Below are 19654 nucleotides of genomic sequence, written 5' to 3'. Positions count from 1 at the left end.
TCGTACACAGGAAGGAGTCTGCATGGCAAGTCCCGGAATGAAAACAGCGGTCATGCTGAGTCTGTTCACTTTGCTCACCGCTTGCGGCGACAAGAAACCTGCTCAGGAATACCTGCCACGGGTCTTTGTGCAAGCGGTCGAACCGGCCAACTACGCCGCAGCGGTGACCCTCACCGGTGATGTGCAGGCGCGGGTGCAGACGCAGCTGTCGTTCCGCGTCGGCGGCAAGATCATTCAGCGCATGGTCGATGTCGGCGACCGGGTCACGGCCAAACAGGTACTGGCCAAGCTCGATCCGAAAGATCTGCAGACCAATGTCGATTCCGCTCAGGCCCAAGTCGTCGCCGAACAGGCCCGCGTCAAGCAAGCCGCGGCGGCCTTCGTCCGTCAGCAAAAACTCCTGCCCAAGGGCTACACCAGTCAGAGCGAATACGATTCGGCGCAAGCGGCGCTGCGCAGCAGCCAGAGCGCATTGAGCGCGGCGCAGGCGCAGTTGGCCAACGCCAGGGACCAGCTCAGCTATACCTCGCTGATCGCCGATGCACCGGGCGTGATCACCGAGCGCCAGGCTGAAGTCGGCCAAGTGGTACAGGCCACCGCACCGATTTTCAGCCTTGCCCGCGATGGCGACCGCGACGCAGTGTTCAATGTCTACGAATCGCTGCTGGCCGAGCGGCCGTCCGATCGTTCGATCGTGGTCAGCCTGCTCGACAACCCTGAAATCAAAACCACCGGCACCGTGCGCGAAATCACCCCCTCGGTATCGGCGCAGTCAGGCACCGTGCAGGTCAAGGTCAGCCTCGACAAACTGCCGCCGGGCATGCAGCTCGGTTCGGTGGTGAGCGCCACCGCCAAAGGCACCGGCAAATCGGCGGTGGAACTGCCCTGGTCGGCGCTGACGAAAAACATCAGCGACCCGGCGGTATGGCTGGTCGATGACAAGGGCGAAGCGCAGTTGCATACGGTCACCGTCGGTCGTTACCTGACCGGCAAAGTGATCATCAGCGAAGGCCTCAAGGGCGGCGAGAAAGTCATCGTCGCCGGCGGCCAGTTGCTGCACCCCGGCATGAAAGTCGAGATTGCCGAAAACACCTACAAGGATCTGCAACCGGGAGCGCAGCCATGAAGCGTCTCGGCCTGTTGTGCATGGCGCTGCTGCTGGGCGCCTGCTCGGAAAAGGAAAAACCACCGGAACCGGTACGCCCGGTGCTGTCGGTCACGGTCAAAGCGCTGAACGAAGAAAGCCTCGGGCGCTTTGCCGGCAGCATTCAGGCGCGCTACGAGAGCAACACCGGTTTCCGCGTCGGCGGCCGGATCGCCCGGCGTAACGTCGATGTCGGCGCCGAGGTGCAGAAGGGCACTTTGCTCGCCACCCTCGACCCGTCCGACCAGCAGAATCAGTTGCGTTCGGCCCAAGGTGATCTGGCGAGGATCCAGGCGCAACTGATCAACGCCCAGGCCAACGCACGTCGTCAGCAAGCGCTGTTCGATCGCGGCGTCGGTGCCCAGGCGCAACTGGACGTCGCCAACACCGACCTGAAAACCACCCAGGCCTCGCTCGATCAGGCACGCGCGGCGGTCAGCCAGAGCAAGGATCAACTGAGCTACACCGAGCTGCGCTCCGATCACAAAGCCGTGGTCACCGCGTGGAACGCCGAGGCCGGGCAGGTGGTGACCGCCGGGCAACAAGTGGTGACGCTGGCGCAACCGGACATCAAGGAAGCGGTGATCGACCTGCCCGATACGCTGGTCGATCAGTTGCCCAGCGACGTGGTGTTCTCGGTGGCCGCGCAACTGGACCCGAGCATCAACACCACGGCGATCATCCGCGAGATCGAGCCCCAGGCACAAAGCGCTACGCGCACCCGTCGCGCCCGTCTGACGTTGTCGGATACGCCGGACGGTTTCCGCCTCGGCACCGCGATCAGCGTGACCCTCAGCTCGGCGATCAAGCCGCGGATCGAGCTGCCGCTCACGGCCTTGCAGGAAGTCGATGGCAAAACCCGGATCTGGGTGATCGACACGCAAAACAAAACCGTCAACCCGCGTGAGGTCAGCGTGGTCAGCCGTGGTGACAACAGCGTGGTGCTGGCCGGCGGTGTGCAAAACGGCGAACGCGTGGTCAGCGCCGGCGTCAACAGTCTCAAACCCGGACAATCGGTAAAACTTGACGAGGACAGTCAATGAAAGGCTCTTTCAACCTCTCCGAATGGGCCCTCAAGCACCAGTCTTTCGTGTGGTACCTGATGTTCGTCGGGCTGCTGATGGGGGTGTTCTCGTACTTCAATTTGGGGCGCGAAGAAGACCCGTCATTCACCATCAAGACCATGGTGATCCAGACCAAATGGCCGGGCGCGACCCAGGAAGAAACCCTCAAGCAGGTCACCGACCGCATCGAGAAAAAACTTGAGGAACTCGATTCCCTCGACTACGTGAAAAGCTACACCCGCCCCGGCGAATCGACGGTGTACGTGTACCTGCGTGACACCACCAGTGCCAAGGACATCCCGGAAATCTGGTACCAGGTGCGCAAGAAGATCGACGACATTCGCGGCCAGTTCCCCCAAGGCATTCAGGGCCCGGGATTCAATGATGAATTCGGTGACGTGTACGGCTCGGTCTACGCCTTCACCGCCGACGGCCTGACCATGCGCCAGTTGCGCGATTATGTGGAACAGGCGCGCGCCGAAATCCGCAACGTGCCCGGGCTGGGCAAGATCGAAATGGTCGGCCAGCAGGACGAAACGATTTACCTGAATTTCTCCACGCGCAAACTCGCAGCGCTGGGTATCGACCAGCGCCAGGTGGTGCAGAGCCTGCAATCGCAGAACGCCGTGACCCCGGCCGGGGTGATCGAGGCGGGGCCAGAGCGGATTTCCGTACGCACCTCGGGCCAGTTCGCTTCGGAAAAAGACCTCGCCGAGGTCAATCTCAAGCTCAATGATCGCTTCTATCGTCTGGCCGACATCGCCGAGATCAGCCGTGGCTACGTCGACCCGGCGACGCCGGAATTCCGCTTCGACGGCAAACCGGCGATCGGCCTGGCGATTGCCATGCAGAAGGGCGGCAACGTTCAGGAGTTCGGTAAAGCGCTGCACGAGCGCATCGACCAGCTCACCGCTGATCTGCCGGTCGGCGTTGGCGTGCACACGGTTTCCGATCAGGCGGTGGTGGTGGAAGAGGCCGTTGGCGGTTTCACCAGCGCCCTGTTCGAAGCGGTCATCATCGTGCTGGTGGTGAGCTTCATCAGCCTCGGCGTGCGCGCCGGCCTGGTGGTGGCGTGCTCGATTCCGCTGGTGCTGGCGATGGTCTTTGTATTCATGGAATACAGCGGCATCACCATGCAGCGGATTTCCCTCGGCGCGCTGATCATTGCCCTTGGCCTGCTGGTGGACGACGCGATGATCACCGTGGAAATGATGGTCACGCGTCTGGAAATGGGCGAGAGCAAGGAGCAGGCGGCGACCTTCGCCTACACCTCGACGGCGTTCCCGATGCTCACCGGTACGCTGGTGACCGTCGCCGGTTTCGTGCCCATTGGCCTCAACGCCAGCTCTGCCGGTGAGTACACGTTCACGCTGTTCGCGGTGATCGCGGTAGCGATGATCGTCTCGTGGGTGGTGGCGGTGTTCTTCGCGCCGGTGATTGGCGTGCACATCCTCAGCGACAAGGTGAAGGCCCATGATGCCGAGCCGGGTCGCGTCGGCCGGGCGTTCAACGGCGGTCTGTTGTGGGCCATGCGCAATCGCTGGTGGGCGATCGGTGTCACCGTGCTGTTGTTCGTGCTGGCAGTGTTCTGCATGCGCTTCGTACAGAACCAGTTTTTCCCGGCATCCGACCGCCCGGAAATTCTCGTCGACCTGAACCTGCCGCAAAACGCCTCGATCGATGAAACCCGCAAAGCGGTGGACAAGCTCGAAGCAACGCTCAAGGGCGATCCGGACATCGTGCGCTGGAGCACTTACATCGGTCAGGGCGCGATCCGTTTCTACCTGCCCCTCGATCAGCAATTGCAGAATCCGTACTACGCGCAACTGGTGATCGTCAGCAAGGATTTCGAGGCCCGCGAGGCCCTCAGCCAGCGCTTGCGCGAGCGCCTGCACAAAGACTTCGTCGGCATCGGCAGCTACGTGCAGGCCCTGGAGATGGGGCCTCCAGTGGGGCGTCCGATTCAGTACCGGGTCAGCGGCAAGGACGTCGATCAGGTGCGCAAACACGCCATCGATCTGGCCACCGAACTGGACAAGAACCCGCACATCGGCGAGATCATTTACGACTGGAACGAACCGGGCAAAGTCCTGCGCATCGACATCGCCCAGGACAAGGCGCGGCAACTCGGGCTGTCGTCCGAAGACGTCGCCAACCTGATGAACAGCATCGTCAGCGGCTCGCCGTTGACCCAGGTTGATGACGACATCTACCTGATCAACGTGGTCGGTCGCGCGGTGGACTCCGAGCGCGGTACCCCGGAAACCCTGCAGAACCTGCAGATCGTCACGCCGAGCGGCACCTCGATTCCGCTGCTGGCGTTCGCCACCGTGCGCTATGAACTGGAGCAGCCGCTGGTGTGGCGTCGTGATCGCTTGCCGACCATTACCATCAAGGCCTCGGTGCGCGACGAGATTCAGCCGACCGATCTGGTGAAATTGCTCAAGCCGTCGATCGACGCTTTTGCGTCGAAATTGCCGGTCGGCTACAAGGTCGCCACCGGCGGTACGGTCGAGGAAAGCGGCAAGGCCCAGGGGCCGATTGCCAAGGTGCTGCCGCTGATGCTGTTTCTGATGGCGACGTTCCTGATGATCCAGTTGCACAGCGTGCAGAAGATGTTCTTGGTCGCCAGTGTCGCCCCGCTGGGGCTGATCGGCGTAGTGCTGGCGCTGGTGCCGACCGGTACGCCGATGGGCTTTGTGGCGATCCTCGGGATTCTTGCGCTGATCGGCATCATCATCCGCAACTCGGTGATCCTGGTGACCCAGATCGATGAGTTCGAGCAAAAGGGCTACGCGCCGTGGGACGCGGTGGTCGAAGCCACCGAACATCGGCGCCGCCCCATCCTGCTGACCGCCGCAGCGGCGAGCATGGGCATGATCCCGATTGCGCGGGAGGTGTTCTGGGGGCCGATGGCCTACGCGATGATTGGCGGCATCGTCGTGGCGACGTTGCTGACGCTGCTGTTCCTGCCGGCGCTGTATGTGGCCTGGTACAAGATTCGTGAACCGCAGAAGGACGCGGCTTAAAAGCGAGTGCTGCGCACTCATCGCGAGCAGGCTCACTCCTACAGTTGAAATGCGTCCCCTGTAGGAGTGAGCCTGCTCGCGAAGGCGTCAGAACGGTTTATGAAGATTTATGCCACACGCTCGCCAGCCAAGGCTGCTGTTCGCGGGGCAAACCGGCGGGCCGGTAGTAATGCTCAAGCTCGACAAACCCCGCCGCCGTCAACAAACCGCGCCAGGCCTCGAGATCGTGGTACGAGCCGTAGCGCGGCCCGTTCCAGCCCTCCCGGTTGTCGCCACGCGGATTGGAGCTGAACAACACACCGCCCGGTTTCAGGGTGTCGTGCAATTGCCGCAGCACCTGCGGCAATACCTGCAACGGCACATGAAACAGCACGGCATTGGCGAAAATGCCGTCGAAGCGTGCGGCGGGCAGGTCAAGTTGCAGAAAGTCCTGCTGCCAGACTTCGCAACCGCTGTCCTCGCGGGCCATGCGCGCGAATTCCTGCGAGCCATCGAGGCCGATCGCGTGGTGGCCCATGCGCGTGAACGTCTGCAAATCCCGTCCCGGACCGCAGCCGAAATCCAGAATCGTCAACGGCGGCTCCGCCTGAATGTGGCGCAACAGCGCTTCGATATTCTGGCTGACATCGTGGTCGCGAGTGCCCTCACGGAAATCCTCGGCTACCGAGTTGTAGTGACCAAGAGTAGTGGCGGTGATCTGTTCGAGGTCGCTGGGCGTTTTCATGATCGATGCTGTATTGGCGATGTGAGGGCGGACTATAAGCTGTTTTGCCGGCAAAAAAACGCCGCCTGCGCTGGCTTCAGTGCGGGCGGCGATGGGTGCCAGGCTTCAGAGCTGCTTCGCTCCCAGACAATCGATCGAACGGTCCATCATCGCTTTGGCCATTTCCAGCAGATGCCAGACCGAGAACACCATGGCGCGATCCGCGCCCCCGAGCTGATCACCGCATTGATGCACGGTCACCGAAGCGCAGCGCAGCAGATCGGCGACATACAACTGCGCATCCTCCAGCGTCACATCCTCGCTGATGCTGTAGACACGTTTCTGTCCCGCCAACGTGACCTGTGTGCCAGCCAGATGCGAGTCGACGGCGCGGCACAGTGCGGAGCGATCCTTGAGCAAATCCTCGGTGAACCGCTTGCTTGAGGTAAGGCTGAGTGGCGGATCGGCAAGATTTTTTTCCATGGGTAAACTCCTGACTACAAGTGGGAGCCAACCATTTCGCGACTAAACGAGCAGGGCGGCGGCTGCACGCGGATCAGTCGCCGGCCGCCGGTTATCGGCGCACCCGAAAGTGCCTTGCGCACAGCCAACATCGGACAGTTAAAGCCTCTGCCGAGGTCAGGCCTGACTGCACGCCCAGCGAATCCGGACAACTGAATCCGGTCACCGCAAAACAGTGACGACCGGAGATTAGCTACGGGATATTTCGGGTACAAGCGGGCAAATCATTCTAGGAAGCGTCCTGCAAACCCGCGTGGTTCGGGCTGGCGAAACGATAAAAATCATGTAGGAAGCTTCTGATTTTAACTACAGGCGTTGCCCAAAATAGTGCGATCACATCGGCTCGGTTGATGGCCACCTGCCGCTATCGACCTTAGCGCTTATTCAGACCTCGCGCCAGCCTGTCTCCACCCAATTGAATCAGCGCCACCAACGCCACCAGCAAGACAATCACCGTCAACATGATCTGACTGTCGAAGCGCTGATAGCCGTAGCGGTAAGCGATATCCCCCAACCCGCCCGCACCGATTGCACCGGCCATCGCCGAAGAGTTGATCATTGTCACCAGGGTGATGGTGAACCCTCCGACAATTCCGGGCAGCGCCTCGGGCAACAGTACATGCCAGACGATGTGCCAGCGTCGGCAGCCCATCGCCTGTGCCGCTTCGATCAGGCCATGATCGACCTCGCGCAGACTCACTTCGGCGATCCGCGCAAAGAACGGCGTTGCCGCGATTGTCAGCGGAACCACAGCGGCCCACACACCGTATGTGGTGCCGACGATCAGGCGGGTGAATGGAATCAGGGCGACCATCAGAATCAGGAATGGAATCGAGCGGAACAGATTGACGAAGGCGCCCAAGGCGCGGTTCAGCAGCGGCGCTTGATAGATCCCGCCCTTGTCGCTGGTGACCAGAATCACCGCCATGGGAATGCCCACCAGCAGCGCGATCAGCGACGACACGCCGACCATCAAAAAGGTGTCGATAAAACCCTGCAGCAAGCGATCAAACCACATAACCCAATACCTCCACCCGTTGCGCCCAGTGTCCGGCGCGTTCACGCAATTGTTCGGCGCTGAAAGTCGAGCCGCTGACGGCCAGCAACAGCTGCCCCAGCGCATGACCCTGGATCCGTTCGACACCGCCCTGAAGCAGCTTCACCCGGCCACCCAATGCAGCGAATAACGCGGCCAGATCCGGCTCGTCTGCCGCACTGCCGGTGAACTGCAAACGCAACACCACCGCCGCATCAGAAGCCGTGGATTGCGCCTGCAAACGGCTTTGCAATTCTTCCGGCAGAGCGTGCTGCAGCGGCGCCAGCAGGGTCTGGCTGACTGCGTGTTGCGGATTGCCGAACACTTGCCACACCGGCCCTTGCTCGACCACATGGCCATGCTCGAGCACGACGACGCGGTCGCAAATCTCGCGGATCACCGCCATCTCGTGAGTGATCAGCACAATGGTCAGGCCCAGGCGTTTATTGATCTGGCGCAACAGGCCGAGGATCGACTGCGTGGTTTCCGGGTCGAGGGCCGACGTCGCTTCATCGCAGAGCAGAATGTCCGGGTCATGTACCAGCGCGCGGGCGATGCCGACGCGCTGTTTCTGCCCGCCGGAAAGCTGCGCCGGGTATGCCTTGTGCTTGCCTTGCAGGCCGACCAGTTCGAGCAGTTCGCGGACCTTGTTCTCGCGTTGCGCTTTCGGCACACCGGCCACTTTCAGCGGCAACTCGACGTTCTGCCATACGGTCTTGGCCGACATCAGATTGAAGTGCTGGAAGATCATGCCGATGCGTCGGCGCAGGGCGACGAGGCGGTCTTCATCGAACTCGCCGATATCCACCTGATCGATCAGCACGCGGCCCGATGTCGGTTGCTCGAGACGATTGATCGTACGGATCAACGACGACTTGCCGGCGCCGCTGCGGCCGATGATGCCGAACACTTCCCCGCGCTGGATTGCCAGGTCGATGCCCTGCAAAGCCGCGACCGGGCCTTGCCGGCCGTTGTAGGTTTTGCCCAGGCCGATAAAGCGTACGTGGGCGCGATTCAACTCGGGGTGCAGCTCGGTTTGTTCAGCATTGTGTGGCTCTGGAAGCTCCAGTCGCCGTTGGATCGCGGCAGTCATGTTCAGCTTTCCCAACCGGCCTGATAGAGCTTGCCGTGGGCTTTATCCAGCGCCGCGCGAACGGCTGGCGAATGCTGATAGATGTCGACGAACTTGATCAGGCGCGGGTCGGTTTTGCTCTTCGGCTGGATGACGAACTGGATCACGTATTCCTTGTGATCGAGACCGTCGAACAGCAGCGCCGAGCCGGCATCGAAGGTCTTCGCCAATCGGATATAGGCCGGGTAACCCTGGACCAGATCGGCGTCGTCATACGCGCGCACCAGTTGCACGGCTTCGACCTGAAGGATCCTGATCTTCTTCGGGTTGGCGACGATGTCGTCCTCGGTGGCCTTGTAGCCGACGCCCGGTTTCAAGGTGATCAACCCGGCCTTGGCGAGCAATTGCAGCCCGCGACCGCTGTTGATCGGATCGTTGGCGATGGCGACGCTGGCGCCTTCGGGCAGCTCATCGAAGCTTTTGTATTTCTTCGAATACAGGCCGACGTTGTTGATGATCCCCGGTGCGAACGGCACCAGATCGAAACCGGACGCGGCTTTGGCGTTTTCCAGGAACGGGATGTGCTGGAAGTAATTCACGTCGATATCACCAGCGGCGAGGCTGACGTTGGGCGCGATCCAGTCGGTGAATTCCACCAGCTCGACTTTCAGGCCTTGCCTGGAGGCCTCTTCGACGGCGGCTTCCAGCGGAATGGCAAACGCGGCGGTGGTGCCGATTTTCAACGGTGCATCGGCGGCGAAGATAGCCGAGCTGAACAGGCCGAAGGCCAGGGCCAGTGCTTTGACTGGGTGGGACAGGAGTTTCTTGGTCATGATGGTTTTTTCCAGTCAGTGCATAAGATGTGTGGTGTCTGTTATGGCCTCATCGCGAGCAGGCTCACTCCTACATTTGGAATGCGTTCCCCTGTAGGAGTGAGCCTGCTCGCGATGCTTTTAGCGGCGAAACGCGGAACCGGTGTGTTGCTCGGGCAACTGCGCCTCCCCGTGAAACAACTTCTCGCGCAAGGTGCCGTCGTCATAGGCGGTCTTGTACGAGCCGCGCCGCTGCAACTCGGGAATCACCAGTTCGATGAAATCGACATAGCTTTCCGGGGTGACGATGCGGGTCAGGTTGAAACCGTCCAGCCCGGTTTCGGCGATCCACGATTCCAGCGCATCCGCCACTTGCGCGGGCGAACCGACCACGGTGATGTAGCGGCCTCCGAGGGCGTGTTGCTCGAGCAATTTGCGTCGGGTCCAGTCGTTGTTCTGCAGATTTTTCGTCGCCGACTGAATCGCGTTGCTCTTCACGTACTGGATCGGTTCGTCGATTTCGTATTGGGCAAAGTCGATGCCGGTGGACGCGGAAAAGTGCGCCACGCCAGCCTCGGCACTGGCGTAACTCAAGTACTCGGCATGCTTGGCCCAAGCCGCCTCTTCAGTGGCACCGACAATGACGTTGAGGCCCATGAACACCTTGATGTCTTGCGGATTGCGCCCGGCCTCGACCGCGCTGGCGCGGACTTTATCGACCTGCACCTTGGTCGACGGTTTGTTCTGACCGCTGATGAACACGCACTCGGCGTGCCGCCCGGCGAAGAGCAATCCGCGATCGGAGCTGCCAGCCTGAAACAGCACTGGCGTGCGCTGCGGTGAAGGTTCGCAGAGGTGATAGCCCTCGACCTGATAGAACTCGCCCCTGTGCTCGACCTTGTGCACTTTTTCCGGGCTGGCGTAGATGCGCTGCTCCCGGTCATTGAGCACCGCGCCGTTTTCCCAGCTGCCTTCCCAGAGTTTGTACAACACCTGCAGATATTCTTCGGCCTGGTCATAGCGACGGTCGTGTTCGACCTGTTCGCGCAGACCCATGGCTTTGGCAGCGCTGTCCAGGTAACCGGTGACGATGTTCCAGCCGACCCGGCCGCGACTCAGATGATCGAGCGTGGACATGCGTCGAGCGAACAGATACGGCGGTTCGTAAGTGAGATTGGCGGTCAGGCCGAAGCCGAGGTTTTTGGTGACAGCGGCCATCGCCGAAACCAGTAGCAGCGGATCGTTGACCGGCAACTGGATCGACTCTTTCAGCGTCACGTCCACCGAGTTCTGGTAGACGTCGTAGACGCCGACGATGTCAGCGATGAACAAGCCATCGAATAATCCGCGCTCCAACAGCTGCGCCAGTTCGGTCCAGTATTCGATGGTGTTGTAGCGGGTCGAGGTGTCGCGCGGATGCGTCCACAGGCCATGATTGATATGGCCGATGCAGTTCATGTTGAACGCATTGAGCAGGATCTTCTTTTTCGCGGCGGCCATCAGATGGTCCCCCGCAGCGGCGGCTTTTCATCGTTGAGGTAGTAATTGCCCACCGCGTGATATTTCCAGCGCACTGGGTCATGCAGGGTGTGCACGCGAGCGTTGCGCCAGTGCCGGTCGAGGCCGTGCTCACTCAGCGTCGCCTGACTGCCGGCGAGTTCGAACAGCGTACTGCCAGCGGCGAGGGAAATTTCCGTGCTGATTGCGCGCGCTTCAGCCACCGCGATCGATGCGGCGGCGACAGTGTCAGCATTGGTTTCAGCTTGCGCAGCATCAAGGAATTCGCCGGCGCGTTCGAGCAAGGCTTCGGTGGCGTGCAGACGAATGCTCAAGTGGCCGAAGCTCTTCAGCGTCAGCGGATCTTCGGTGGCCTTGTCGTTGCCGGAATCGATCCACGGACGGGTCTTGCTGCGCACGAAGTGCAACGCATCTTCGTAAGCGGCGCGGGCAATGCCAGTGTCGATGGCGGCGTGAAGAATCTGCGCCAGCGGGCCGACGGTGGTCGGGCGCTCGAAGGCGCTCTGGAACGGCAGCACGTCTTCAGTCGCCACATACACATCTTCGAACACCACCGAGCCGCTGCCGGTGGTGCGCTGGCCGAAGCCGCTCCAGTCGTCGATCACCGTCAGGCCTTTGCTCTCACGCGGGACGAAGGCCAGTTGCTGCACACCGTTTTCATCAACTACCGACGTCGGGATGCGCTGCGCGTAAATCGCCCCGGTCGAGTAGAACTTGCGACCGTTGATGCGATAACCCTCGCCGTCGCGGGTGAGGCGCGTGACGCGGTCGTGAGCGGTTTTGGTGCCCAGTTCTGCCAAGGCATTGCCGAAGCGTTGCCCGGCGAGTACCTCGGCGTACAGGCGCTGTTTCTGTTCGTCGCTGCCGTTCACGCGCAGCACTTCCAGCGCGTAGAAATGGTTCTGCGGAATCTGTCCCAGCGAGCCGTCGGCCTGGGCGATCAGCGCGATGACTGTGGCCAGGGTGACGTTGGATACGCCAGCGCCGCCATATTCTTTCGGCACGCTGATGCCCCACAAACCGGAGCGGGAAAACACTTCGAGCTCCGCCAATGGCAGGCGGCGTTCGCGGTCGCGCAGGGCACTGTCGCGCTTGAAGTCTTCGGCCAGGTCGCTGGCGACGATCAGGGCTTGCTCATCGCTGGTGATGACCGCGACGTGATGGGAAAGCGTCATGTTTTTCCTCCAGATGTCTGGTCGTCTCAGATCCAGGAATGGCGAGCCGGCAAGGTGCCGTTGAGGCGATAAGCGCCGACCGCGTGATATTTCCAGCGCACCGGGTCGTGCAGGGTGTGCACGCGTGCGTTGCGCCAGTGGCGGTCGAGATTGAATTCGGCAAGGGTTGCGCGACTGCCCGCCAGTTCGAACAGCTTTTCGCTGGCCAGCAGCGAAACTTCGGTGGTCAGCACTTTCGCTTCGGCCACGGCGATAGACGCGCGTGCGGCCGATTCGGCAGTCAGCGGTGCGGCGTGGACCTGATCGAGTACTTTGCCGGCCTTGCGCAGCAGTGCTTCGGCAGCGTGCAGTTCGATTTTCAGTTTGCCGATATCGGCGATCACGTAGAGGTCATCGCTGGCGCGCTCGACCTTGGCGTCGATCCATGGCCGTGCGCGGGTCTTGACGAACTCGATGGCGTCGTCGATGGCGCCACGGGCGATGCCGGCATCGATCGCCGCTTGAATCAGCTGCGACACTGCGCCTTGGGTGTTCGGCTTCTCATTGATCTTCCAGTTGTCGATGACCAGGCTCGATTCGACGCGCACGTTGTTCAGCAAAATCGTGCCGCTGGCGGTGGTGCGCTGGCCAAAGCCCGACCAGTCATCAACGATACGCAAACCCGGTGTGCCGCGACGGACGAAAGCCAGCACTTGCTTGCCGTCATCGTTGAGCGCTTTCACCGCGACCCAGTGCGCAAACAGGGCACCGGTGGAGTAGAACTTCTGGCCGTTGATCACGTAGTCGTCGCCATCGGCGGTGATGCGCGCTTTCAGTTCCAGAGTATTTTTTGTGCCGCGTTCCGGGCCGGCGTTACCGATGCGCCAGCCTTCCAGAACACTCTGGAACAGCTGCTTTTTCTGCGCTTCGGTGGCGCTGCCGAGGACCAGATTGATGATGCCGAACTGGTTCTGCGGGATCTGCCCGAGCGCCGGGTCGGCGGCGGAAATGATCGCGAACACTTCGGCCAGCGTGACGAAGGAAACCTGAGGGCCGCCGTATTCACGGGGGATGGCAATGCTGCCCAGACCGCTACGGGTGAACTGTTCGATTTCCGACCACGGCAGCTTGCGCTGGCGGTCGCGTTTGGCCGCCTGCACGCGGGCAACCTGCGCCAGGTCATGGGCGGCCTTGATCGCTTGAGCGTCGTTGCGCAGTACTTGCGCGGGCAACAACAGCGGGGCGATGTCCAGATCGGACTGCACGTTTGCATCTGCAAGACTGGACATCAGTGCCGCTCCCTGGCTGCACGCAATGCCCTGGCGATCTGCACTGGGGTGATTGTGTTCCGGACCATACCTACCTCACATCTCATGAAAAACGCCGCGAAGTGCGACGATTGAAAGAATGTCCGGTGGTCCGGTTCATATACCCTAAGCGCGTATAAAAATTAAATAAACTAACTTTTAGGAATATGCATAGAAGGGGGGATGTCAGCGTGGGTTGCCGATTTTCAGGTGAGAGGTAACGTACCTCCCATCCTGAGCGGCGCTCACTTGGTGCGCGATTCGGCGGCCTTGAATTCGGGGTTCAACGGGACTTTCACATACGGATTCACGCAGCCGATTTTCAATGTGCGCGGCGGCGCCCAGCGCGAGTTGTTACCGACCCGGTCGAGGATGCAATAGGTCACGTCCAGTCGCAGATCTTCGCCCGCTTCGACGATGACTGCCGGTGGCACCCACACCTGAATCGGCAGCCCGACGTCGGCCGCCGTGACCGGCGTCAGATCCATGCGCACATCGCCCCAGCGCAGGGTGATGGCGTCGTCTTCAGCCATGTTCAGATAGGGTTCGATGGTCAGCGGCACGCCGCGTTTGATCTGGTTGGGGTTTACGCCCTGACGGCGAATCGCCTCCGGGATGATCACCGGTGCCAGTTGCTGATTTTCGTCTTCGCACTGCCCGGTGGGCTGGCCACCGGGGCAATCAAGTTTGACCTGCACCCGGGTCGCTGAGGACAGGGCGGGGCCTTGGCCGACCTGCATCACGCGGTAGTGAATGCGGGCGGTACCGTTGCCGATGAAACTCTCCGGCACCCGCAGGCTGACGGGCGCGCCGACATCGGCCGCGCTGAGGACTTTGGAAGCGACATAACACTTGTTCCAGAACAGCTCGATCAGGTCGCCATCGTCCATGCCAGGGTAGGGCGGCACATTGACCAGCAGGTGAGCGGCTGTCGCCAGGTTGACGCCGGTTGTCTGTGCGCATGCCAGCGTTGGCGCTGCAAGTTCGGGGGTGTGCGAAGTGCGGGTCATCGGTTTCTCTCCTTGAAGTCTTGCAGCGAAATCCGTTTCTGGAAAACAAAAGGCGCGAATCAACTGGCAATAAAGTGACAAGTATTTTGCTCAGTATTGATTTGGTTTTTTTGAACTAAGTGGCGCCGGTTGCCGACTAGATAAAAGTCTGCGGAGAGGGGTGTCAATAGACGGGGTTAGTTAATCCGTGAATTACAAGTTAATCAGAAATCTCCTACACCATTGAGGCACTGTACCTCGGCGGAGCGGCGAAAGCAGCTACAGAAAAACGCCGATTCCGCTGCGTTTTGTGCGGGTTTATGCTTGAGCAAACGTATAGGGATGCGATGACTCAAAGATGAATGCATGCATTGCGCAATGTATCTTGCATGCGCTGATAATAAATATCTGAAAGGTACAAGTGCGGGAGAGAAAAGCTAACTTCCATCCGTGGAAGTTAAGAGCTATTGCAGAGAAAGTTCTCAGGCGTGATTCAGAAACTTGCTGAGAAACTGTTGGGTGCGTTCTTCTTTCGGGTTGGCAAACAGTGCTTTCGCTTCACCTTGCTCGACAATTACGCCCTTGTCGAAAAACACCACACGATTGGCCACGTCACGGGCGAATCCCATTTCATGGGTGACAATCACCATGGTGCGATTTTCTTCCGCAAGTCCTCGAATGGTTGCCAGCACCTCGCCAACCAGTTCCGGATCGAGCGCTGAGGTCGGTTCGTCGAAGAGGATGACTTCCGGCTCCATTGCCAGCGCCCGGGCGATCGCCACGCGCTGCTGTTGGCCACCGGAGAGACGACGCGGATAAGCATCCTCTTTGCCGGCGAGCCCAACCTTGGTCAGCAGCTTCTTGCCCAGCGCAACGGCCTGGTCGCGCGGCATCTTCTTGACCACGATCGGGCCTTCGATGACGTTTTCCAAGGCAGTGCGATGGGGGAACAGGTTGAAGTTCTGGAACACGAAACCGACGTGCTGGCGCAGGTTACGCACCAGACTCTGTTGCTGGTTCAACGGGCGGCCGGTATCGATTTCGATATCGCCGACCTTGATCCGGCCGCTGGTGGGTTCTTCGAGGAAATTCAGACAGCGCAGGAACGTCGTTTTCCCCGAGCCGCTGGGGCCGATGATCGCGACGACTTCGCCTTCCTTTACCTCAAGGTCGATGCCGTTGAGCACGACCTGACCCTTGAATTGCTTGGTCAGTTTTTCCACGACAATCATCGGGTCAGGACTCCTGGTCATGCCGATTGACCCGCTCTTCCAACTTGTTCTGGAAGTGCGAAAGCACTGTGGCCAGAATCCAGTAGATCAGCGCAGCGGCAAGATACATGGTGAAGACTTCGAAGGTCCGGGCGGTAATCAGCTGCGCCTGACGGAACAGTTCCGGCACCTGGATGGTGGCGGCCAGCGCCGTGTCCTTGACCAGCGAAATGAAGCTGTTGCCCAGCGGCGGCAATGCCGTGCGCATCGCTTGCGGCAGGATGGCCCGCCGCAAGGTCTGCGCGCGGGTCATGCCGATACTCGCAGCAGCTTCCCACTGACCGCGTTCGATCGAACCGATCGCGGCACGCAGGATTTCACAGGCGTAGGCGGCCATGTTCAGCGAAAAGCCGATCAGTGCCGCCGGCAGCGGATCAAGCTCCATGCCCAGTTGCGGCAGGCCGTAATAGATCACAAACAGCTGCACCAGCAACGGCGTACCGCGGAAGAACGACACGTAGATGCGGGCCAGCCAACTGACCGATTTGAAGCGCGACAGGCGCATCAGTGCCAGGCCGAAGCCCAGCAGCAGACCGAAGAACATCCCGCCGAGGCTGAGAACTACCGTGTAGTACGCGCCCTTCAACAGGAAGGGCGCGGAATCCAGCGCGAGTTGGAAAGCCTCTTCCATTATTTAGTGACGTCTGCGTTGAAGTATTTCTTCGACAGTTTCTCAAGGGTGCCGTCGGCACGCAGTTCGTCCAGCGCCTTGTTCACCGCAGCCAGCAGTTCAGGCTCGCCTTTGCGCAGGGCGATACCGGATTCCTGACGGGAGAAGGCCTCACCGGCAGCCACGGTTTTCGGGGCTTTCTTGGCGTATTCGAGTGCAGCCAGACGGTCGATCAGGATGGCATCGGTACGACCGTTGTTGAGGTCGGCGAACTTGGTCGGATCATCATCGTAGGTGCGCACGTCAGCACCCGGCACGTTGGCGCGAACCCACTGCTCGTAGTTGGTGCCCAGGCCGACACCGACTTTCTTGCCGGACAGGTCAGCGGCGGTCTTGATATTCAGCGCCGACTCTTTGCTTTTCAGCACGAGGGCCTGAATGCCGGAGACAGTGTAGGGTTCGGAGAAATCATACTTCTTCTTGCGCTCGTCGGAGATGGTCACCTGATTGACAACGAGGTCCAGACGCTTGGATTCCAGCGCAGCGAGGATGCCGTCCCATTTGGTCGGCTGGATCTTGGCCTTGACCCCGAGTTTCTGCGCCAGCGCTTCGGAGAGCTCGACTTCGAAACCGGACAGCTTGCCGTTCTCGTCGACGAAGCTGAACGGCGGATAAGTGCCTTCCAGGCCGACGCTGAGAACGCCTTTGTCCTTGATCTGTTGCAGCTGCTCACCGGCCACTGCCTGACCGATCAGGCCGGCGCCCAGCGCCAGACCCAGCGAACCGACCAGCAGAGTGCGACGTAGTGCGGAAAAATTCATGACAAGCCCCTGTGTTTTCTTATGGAAGACGCTTAAGGAATGTAGGCAAATGGGTGATTTGGACGACAGCGCTATCCTGCCTTAAAGCAGCTTAAGCGTCTCGCCCGAAATTCGCCTGCGGCGAGACTATAAGATGTCTGTTTTAGACTTGAAAATACTTAATATGGAAACTGTTATTCATTTAAGGAATATGCATGTTTTTTAAAAGATCTGCTCTTAAAGAAAATCCTTGTAGGCAAACAACGCCGGCGCGCCACCGGTGTGCAGGAAGATGATCGGGCCGTCATCGAAGCGCTGCCGGCCGATCCCGTCTAACAGGCCGGCCATGGCCTTGCCGGTGTACACGGGGTCAAGCAACAGACCCTCCTGAGCGGCCAACAGTTTCACCGCCGCCAAAGTCCCGGCATTGGGTTCGCCGTAACGCGGGCCGAAATACTCGTCCCACAGCTCGACCTTGAAGCTGGTCGGCAACTCGATGCCCAGCAGCTCAGCGGTGCGTTCAGCCAGACCCTGGACCTTCGGCCGCTGATCTTCTTCACTGCGCGAAACCGTCACACCAATCACTGGCAATTGCGGCAGCGCCTCACTCAGCGCCAGTCCGAGACCACTGTGAGTTCCGGCACTGCCGGAGGCCAGTACCACTGCGGCGAATTCGATGCCGCTGTCCCTGATCTGCTCAGCCAGTTCCAGTCCGGCACGCACGTAACCCAGGGCACCGAGCGCATTGGACCCGCCAATCGGTACCAGATACGGCTTCTTGCCGTTGCTGCGCAGGCGCGCGGCGAGGGCGGCCAGTTGTTCGTCAGCATTGTCGAGGTTGTCGACCAGTTCGACCCTGGTGTCGAACAGATCCAGCAGCAGACGATTGCCGTTGCCGGTGTAATTGCTGTCGTCAGTGCCCAGCGGGTTCTCCAGCAGCGCCACGCAGCCCAGGCCGAGTTTCGCCGCCAGTGCAGCGGTCTGGCGCACGTGGTTCGATTGCAGCGCGCCTGCGGTAATCAGCGTGTCGGCGCCTTGTGCCAGCGCATCGGCGCCGAGGTATTCAAGTTTGCGCAGTTTGTTGCCGCCCATCGCCAGCGGCGTCAGGTCATCACGCTTGATGTACACCTCGCGGCCAAGCCAGCTCGATAGGCGTTCGAGTTTTTCCAAGGGTGTGGGATGGCTCAGCAGTTCAAGACGGGGAAAGCGTTGCAGCTGTGGTTTGATCATGGGTCCGTACTGGCGCAGAAGAATGAATGGACTATAGGCACGCGCTTTTGCCCGGGCAACCGCCAATCGCTTATAGACAAATGGACTGAAGCCAGCACTATCGGTTCTTAATTCGTCGGCAAAGGCATGCCGTAAAGTAGGCGCCGTTGACGCGGCCAGACAGTCCGGCCGCCCCGTGAGGAGACTTCACCGTGAGCGAGCGTTCCAGCCATTGGCAATTGCAGACCATCGTCAGCCAGCTGCGCAGCGCGCGGGATCAGTGGCGTGCCCAGAACGGCCGGGCATCCGGAGAGCAGGGTGGGCGCGAGTTGCCGTCGCGGGCGGCGATGGCGGAAATCCTCGAGGCGCTGTGCGGCGCGTTGTTTCCGATGCGTCTGGGTCCGGTGGACCTGCGTGAGGAAAGTGAAGATTTCTACGTCGGGCACACCCTTGATGTAGCACTGAATGCCTTGCTGGCGCAGACACGCCTGGAGTTGCGTTACGTCGCTCGCCACAGCGCGCAGGACGACAGTGAAGTCGAGGCCCGGGCCATTCGGATCGTGCAGGATTTTGCCTTGGCCTTGCCGGGTCTGCGCACGCTGCTCGACACCGACGTGCTGGCGGCGTACCACGGCGATCCGGCGGCACGCAGCGTTGATGAAGTGCTGCTGTGCTATCCGGGCATTCTCGCGGTGATTCACCATCGTCTGGCGCACCACCTGTATCGTGCCGGGCTACCGCTGCTGGCGCGGATCAGCGCGGAAATTGCCCACTCGGCGACGGGCATCGACATTCACCCGGGCGCGCAGATCGGTCGCAGTTTCTTCATTGATCACGGCACCGGTGTGGTGATTGGCGAAACCGCGATCATCGGCGAGCGGGTGCGCATTTATCAGGCGGTGACCCTGGGTGCCAAGCGCTTCCCCGCGGATGAGGACGGCCAGTTGCAGAAGGGCCATCCGCGGCACCCGATCGTGGAAGACGATGTGGTGATTTACGCCGGGGCGACGATTCTCGGGCGAATCACTATCGGCAAGGGCTCGACCATCGGCGGCAACGTGTGGCTGACACGCAGCGTACCGGCGGGGGCGAATCTGACCCAGGCGAATCTGCAGCATGATGACGGGACACAGAAGTAGGCCGTGGAATCCTTTTCCCCTCACCCCAGCCCTCTCCCGGAGGGAGAGGGGGCCGACCGAGGTGTTTTGCGTCATACACCGACCTGAAATGCCGAGTCGATTATGGATTCGGCACGGTTTCCTCAGGTTGGCGCACATTCTGAACATCCCCCAATCAGTCCCCTCTCCCTGAGGGAGAGGGGGTGACCGAGGTAATCTTGCGTCATACACCGACCTGAAATACCGGGTCGATTATGGATTCGGCACGGTTTCCTCAGGTTGGCGCACATTCTGAA

At 60.6% G+C, this 19654-nt stretch carries 17 protein-coding genes; 4 read left to right on the top strand and 13 right to left on the bottom strand.

The genetic code is table 11. The features are described 5' to 3' along the window. Positions 1–22 precede the first annotated feature (22 nt). The 3 genes from AEQ63_RS02170 to AEQ63_RS02160 are packed head-to-tail and all read left to right on the top strand — an operon-like array spanning position 23 to position 5237. A complete protein-coding gene (locus AEQ63_RS02170) occupies positions 23–1126 on the top strand; it encodes an efflux RND transporter periplasmic adaptor subunit (protein WP_064361610.1) in 1104 nt (367 codons plus the stop codon). Further along, entirely contained in the window at positions 1123–2187 is a 1065-nt protein-coding gene (locus AEQ63_RS02165) for an efflux RND transporter periplasmic adaptor subunit (RefSeq protein ID WP_064361609.1), read from the top strand. Before AEQ63_RS02170 ends, AEQ63_RS02165 begins: the two co-directional genes overlap by 4 nt. Beyond that, positions 2184–5237 (top strand): efflux RND transporter permease subunit, encoded by a 3054-nt coding sequence (locus AEQ63_RS02160; RefSeq protein WP_042608555.1) that lies wholly within the window; start codon positions 2184–2186, stop codon positions 5235–5237. The genes AEQ63_RS02165 and AEQ63_RS02160 overlap by 4 nt, the downstream gene beginning before the upstream one ends. A gap of 97 nt (positions 5238–5334) precedes the next feature. Here the strand turns inward: AEQ63_RS02160 and AEQ63_RS02155 are convergent, their stop codons facing one another. The 13 genes from AEQ63_RS02155 to AEQ63_RS02095 form a co-directional block, all read right to left on the bottom strand. Beyond that, complete coding sequence (locus AEQ63_RS02155; RefSeq protein ID WP_173867422.1) at positions 5335–5964, bottom strand: class I SAM-dependent methyltransferase; 630 nt, start codon at positions 5962–5964, stop codon at positions 5335–5337. A gap of 102 nt (positions 5965–6066) precedes the next feature. Then, a complete protein-coding gene (locus tag AEQ63_RS02150) occupies positions 6067–6423 on the bottom strand; it encodes a DUF6124 family protein (protein WP_042608557.1) in 357 nt (118 codons plus the stop codon). 412 nt (positions 6424–6835) lie between these two features. Continuing rightward, complete coding sequence (locus tag AEQ63_RS02145) at positions 6836–7480, bottom strand: methionine ABC transporter permease (protein ID WP_064361607.1); 645 nt, start codon at positions 7478–7480, stop codon at positions 6836–6838. Continuing rightward, positions 7470–8591 carry a methionine ABC transporter ATP-binding protein gene (locus tag AEQ63_RS02140; RefSeq protein WP_064361606.1) on the bottom strand — a complete coding sequence of 374 codons (1122 nt, stop codon included), beginning with the start codon at positions 8589–8591 and terminating at the stop codon, positions 7470–7472. The genes AEQ63_RS02145 and AEQ63_RS02140 overlap by 11 nt, the downstream gene beginning before the upstream one ends. 2 nt (positions 8592–8593) lie before the next feature. Beyond that, positions 8594–9403: a MetQ/NlpA family ABC transporter substrate-binding protein gene (locus AEQ63_RS02135; protein WP_064361605.1), complete on the bottom strand. Its 810-nt coding sequence runs from the start codon at positions 9401–9403 to the stop codon at positions 8594–8596. A 120-nt stretch (positions 9404–9523) separates the two neighbouring features. Beyond that, positions 9524–10882 (bottom strand): LLM class flavin-dependent oxidoreductase, encoded by a 1359-nt coding sequence (locus AEQ63_RS02130; protein WP_064361604.1) that lies wholly within the window; start codon positions 10880–10882, stop codon positions 9524–9526. Next, positions 10882–12075 (bottom strand): SfnB family sulfur acquisition oxidoreductase, encoded by a 1194-nt coding sequence (locus tag AEQ63_RS02125; protein WP_064361603.1) that lies wholly within the window; start codon positions 12073–12075, stop codon positions 10882–10884. Before AEQ63_RS02125 ends, AEQ63_RS02130 begins: the two co-directional genes overlap by 1 nt. 26 nt (positions 12076–12101) lie before the next feature. Then, positions 12102–13343 (bottom strand): SfnB family sulfur acquisition oxidoreductase, encoded by a 1242-nt coding sequence (locus AEQ63_RS02120; protein WP_042608563.1) that lies wholly within the window; start codon positions 13341–13343, stop codon positions 12102–12104. 263 nt (positions 13344–13606) lie between these two features. After that, the gene (locus tag AEQ63_RS02115; RefSeq protein WP_064361602.1) at positions 13607–14371 is read right to left on the bottom strand and encodes a hypothetical protein; all 765 of its coding nucleotides are present in this window, start codon (positions 14369–14371) and stop codon (positions 13607–13609) included. 461 nt (positions 14372–14832) lie between these two features. After that, positions 14833–15582 carry an L-cystine ABC transporter ATP-binding protein TcyN gene (gene tcyN, locus AEQ63_RS02110; RefSeq protein ID WP_042608565.1) on the bottom strand — a complete coding sequence of 250 codons (750 nt, stop codon included), beginning with the start codon at positions 15580–15582 and terminating at the stop codon, positions 14833–14835. 4 nt (positions 15583–15586) lie between these two features. Beyond that, complete coding sequence (tcyL, locus tag AEQ63_RS02105) at positions 15587–16252, bottom strand: cystine ABC transporter permease (RefSeq protein ID WP_042608566.1); 666 nt, start codon at positions 16250–16252, stop codon at positions 15587–15589. Then, positions 16252–17052, bottom strand: coding sequence for a cystine ABC transporter substrate-binding protein (gene tcyJ, locus AEQ63_RS02100; RefSeq protein WP_064361601.1), 801 nt, complete (start codon positions 17050–17052; stop codon positions 16252–16254). The genes tcyL and tcyJ overlap by 1 nt, the downstream gene beginning before the upstream one ends. Positions 17053–17268: 216 nt before the next feature. Continuing rightward, positions 17269–18261 (bottom strand): D-cysteine desulfhydrase, encoded by a 993-nt coding sequence (locus AEQ63_RS02095; RefSeq protein ID WP_064361600.1) that lies wholly within the window; start codon positions 18259–18261, stop codon positions 17269–17271. A gap of 191 nt (positions 18262–18452) precedes the next feature. Between AEQ63_RS02095 and epsC the strand changes: the two genes are divergently transcribed. Continuing rightward, positions 18453–19379 (top strand): serine O-acetyltransferase EpsC, encoded by a 927-nt coding sequence (epsC, locus tag AEQ63_RS02090; RefSeq protein ID WP_042608569.1) that lies wholly within the window; start codon positions 18453–18455, stop codon positions 19377–19379. Positions 19380–19654: the final 275 nt, after the last annotated feature.

This window comes from Pseudomonas sp. RIT-PI-o (genome assembly GCF_001297215.1).
Classification (GTDB): domain Bacteria; phylum Pseudomonadota; class Gammaproteobacteria; order Pseudomonadales; family Pseudomonadaceae; genus Aquipseudomonas; species Aquipseudomonas moraviensis_A.
This window is presented reverse-complemented; position numbering and strand designations above follow the sequence as displayed.

What these genes read in the sequence shown, in the direction of transcription:
- AEQ63_RS02165 (WP_064361609.1), top strand. Translation starts at nt 1,123, where the DNA reads ATGAAGCGTCTCGGCCTGTTGTGCATGGCGCTGCTGCTGGGCGCCTGC.
- AEQ63_RS02115 (WP_064361602.1), bottom strand. Translation starts at nt 14,371, where the DNA reads ATGACCCGCACTTCGCACACCCCCGAACTTGCAGCGCCAACGCTGGCA.
- AEQ63_RS02170 (WP_064361610.1), top strand. Translation starts at nt 23, where the DNA reads ATGGCAAGTCCCGGAATGAAAACAGCGGTCATGCTGAGTCTGTTCACT.
- AEQ63_RS02145 (WP_064361607.1), bottom strand. Translation starts at nt 7,480, where the DNA reads ATGTGGTTTGATCGCTTGCTGCAGGGTTTTATCGACACCTTTTTGATG.
- AEQ63_RS02135 (WP_064361605.1), bottom strand. Translation starts at nt 9,403, where the DNA reads ATGACCAAGAAACTCCTGTCCCACCCAGTCAAAGCACTGGCCCTGGCC.
- AEQ63_RS02130 (WP_064361604.1), bottom strand. Translation starts at nt 10,882, where the DNA reads ATGGCCGCCGCGAAAAAGAAGATCCTGCTCAATGCGTTCAACATGAAC.
- AEQ63_RS02095 (WP_064361600.1), bottom strand. Translation starts at nt 18,261, where the DNA reads ATGATCAAACCACAGCTGCAACGCTTTCCCCGTCTTGAACTGCTGAGC.
- tcyL (WP_042608566.1), bottom strand. Translation starts at nt 16,252, where the DNA reads ATGGAAGAGGCTTTCCAACTCGCGCTGGATTCCGCGCCCTTCCTGTTG.
- AEQ63_RS02125 (WP_064361603.1), bottom strand. Translation starts at nt 12,075, where the DNA reads ATGACGCTTTCCCATCACGTCGCGGTCATCACCAGCGATGAGCAAGCC.
- AEQ63_RS02140 (WP_064361606.1), bottom strand. Translation starts at nt 8,591, where the DNA reads ATGACTGCCGCGATCCAACGGCGACTGGAGCTTCCAGAGCCACACAAT.
- tcyJ (WP_064361601.1), bottom strand. Translation starts at nt 17,052, where the DNA reads ATGAATTTTTCCGCACTACGTCGCACTCTGCTGGTCGGTTCGCTGGGT.
- AEQ63_RS02120 (WP_042608563.1), bottom strand. Translation starts at nt 13,343, where the DNA reads ATGTCCAGTCTTGCAGATGCAAACGTGCAGTCCGATCTGGACATCGCC.
- AEQ63_RS02150 (WP_042608557.1), bottom strand. Translation starts at nt 6,423, where the DNA reads ATGGAAAAAAATCTTGCCGATCCGCCACTCAGCCTTACCTCAAGCAAG.
- AEQ63_RS02160 (WP_042608555.1), top strand. Translation starts at nt 2,184, where the DNA reads ATGAAAGGCTCTTTCAACCTCTCCGAATGGGCCCTCAAGCACCAGTCT.
- tcyN (WP_042608565.1), bottom strand. Translation starts at nt 15,582, where the DNA reads ATGATTGTCGTGGAAAAACTGACCAAGCAATTCAAGGGTCAGGTCGTG.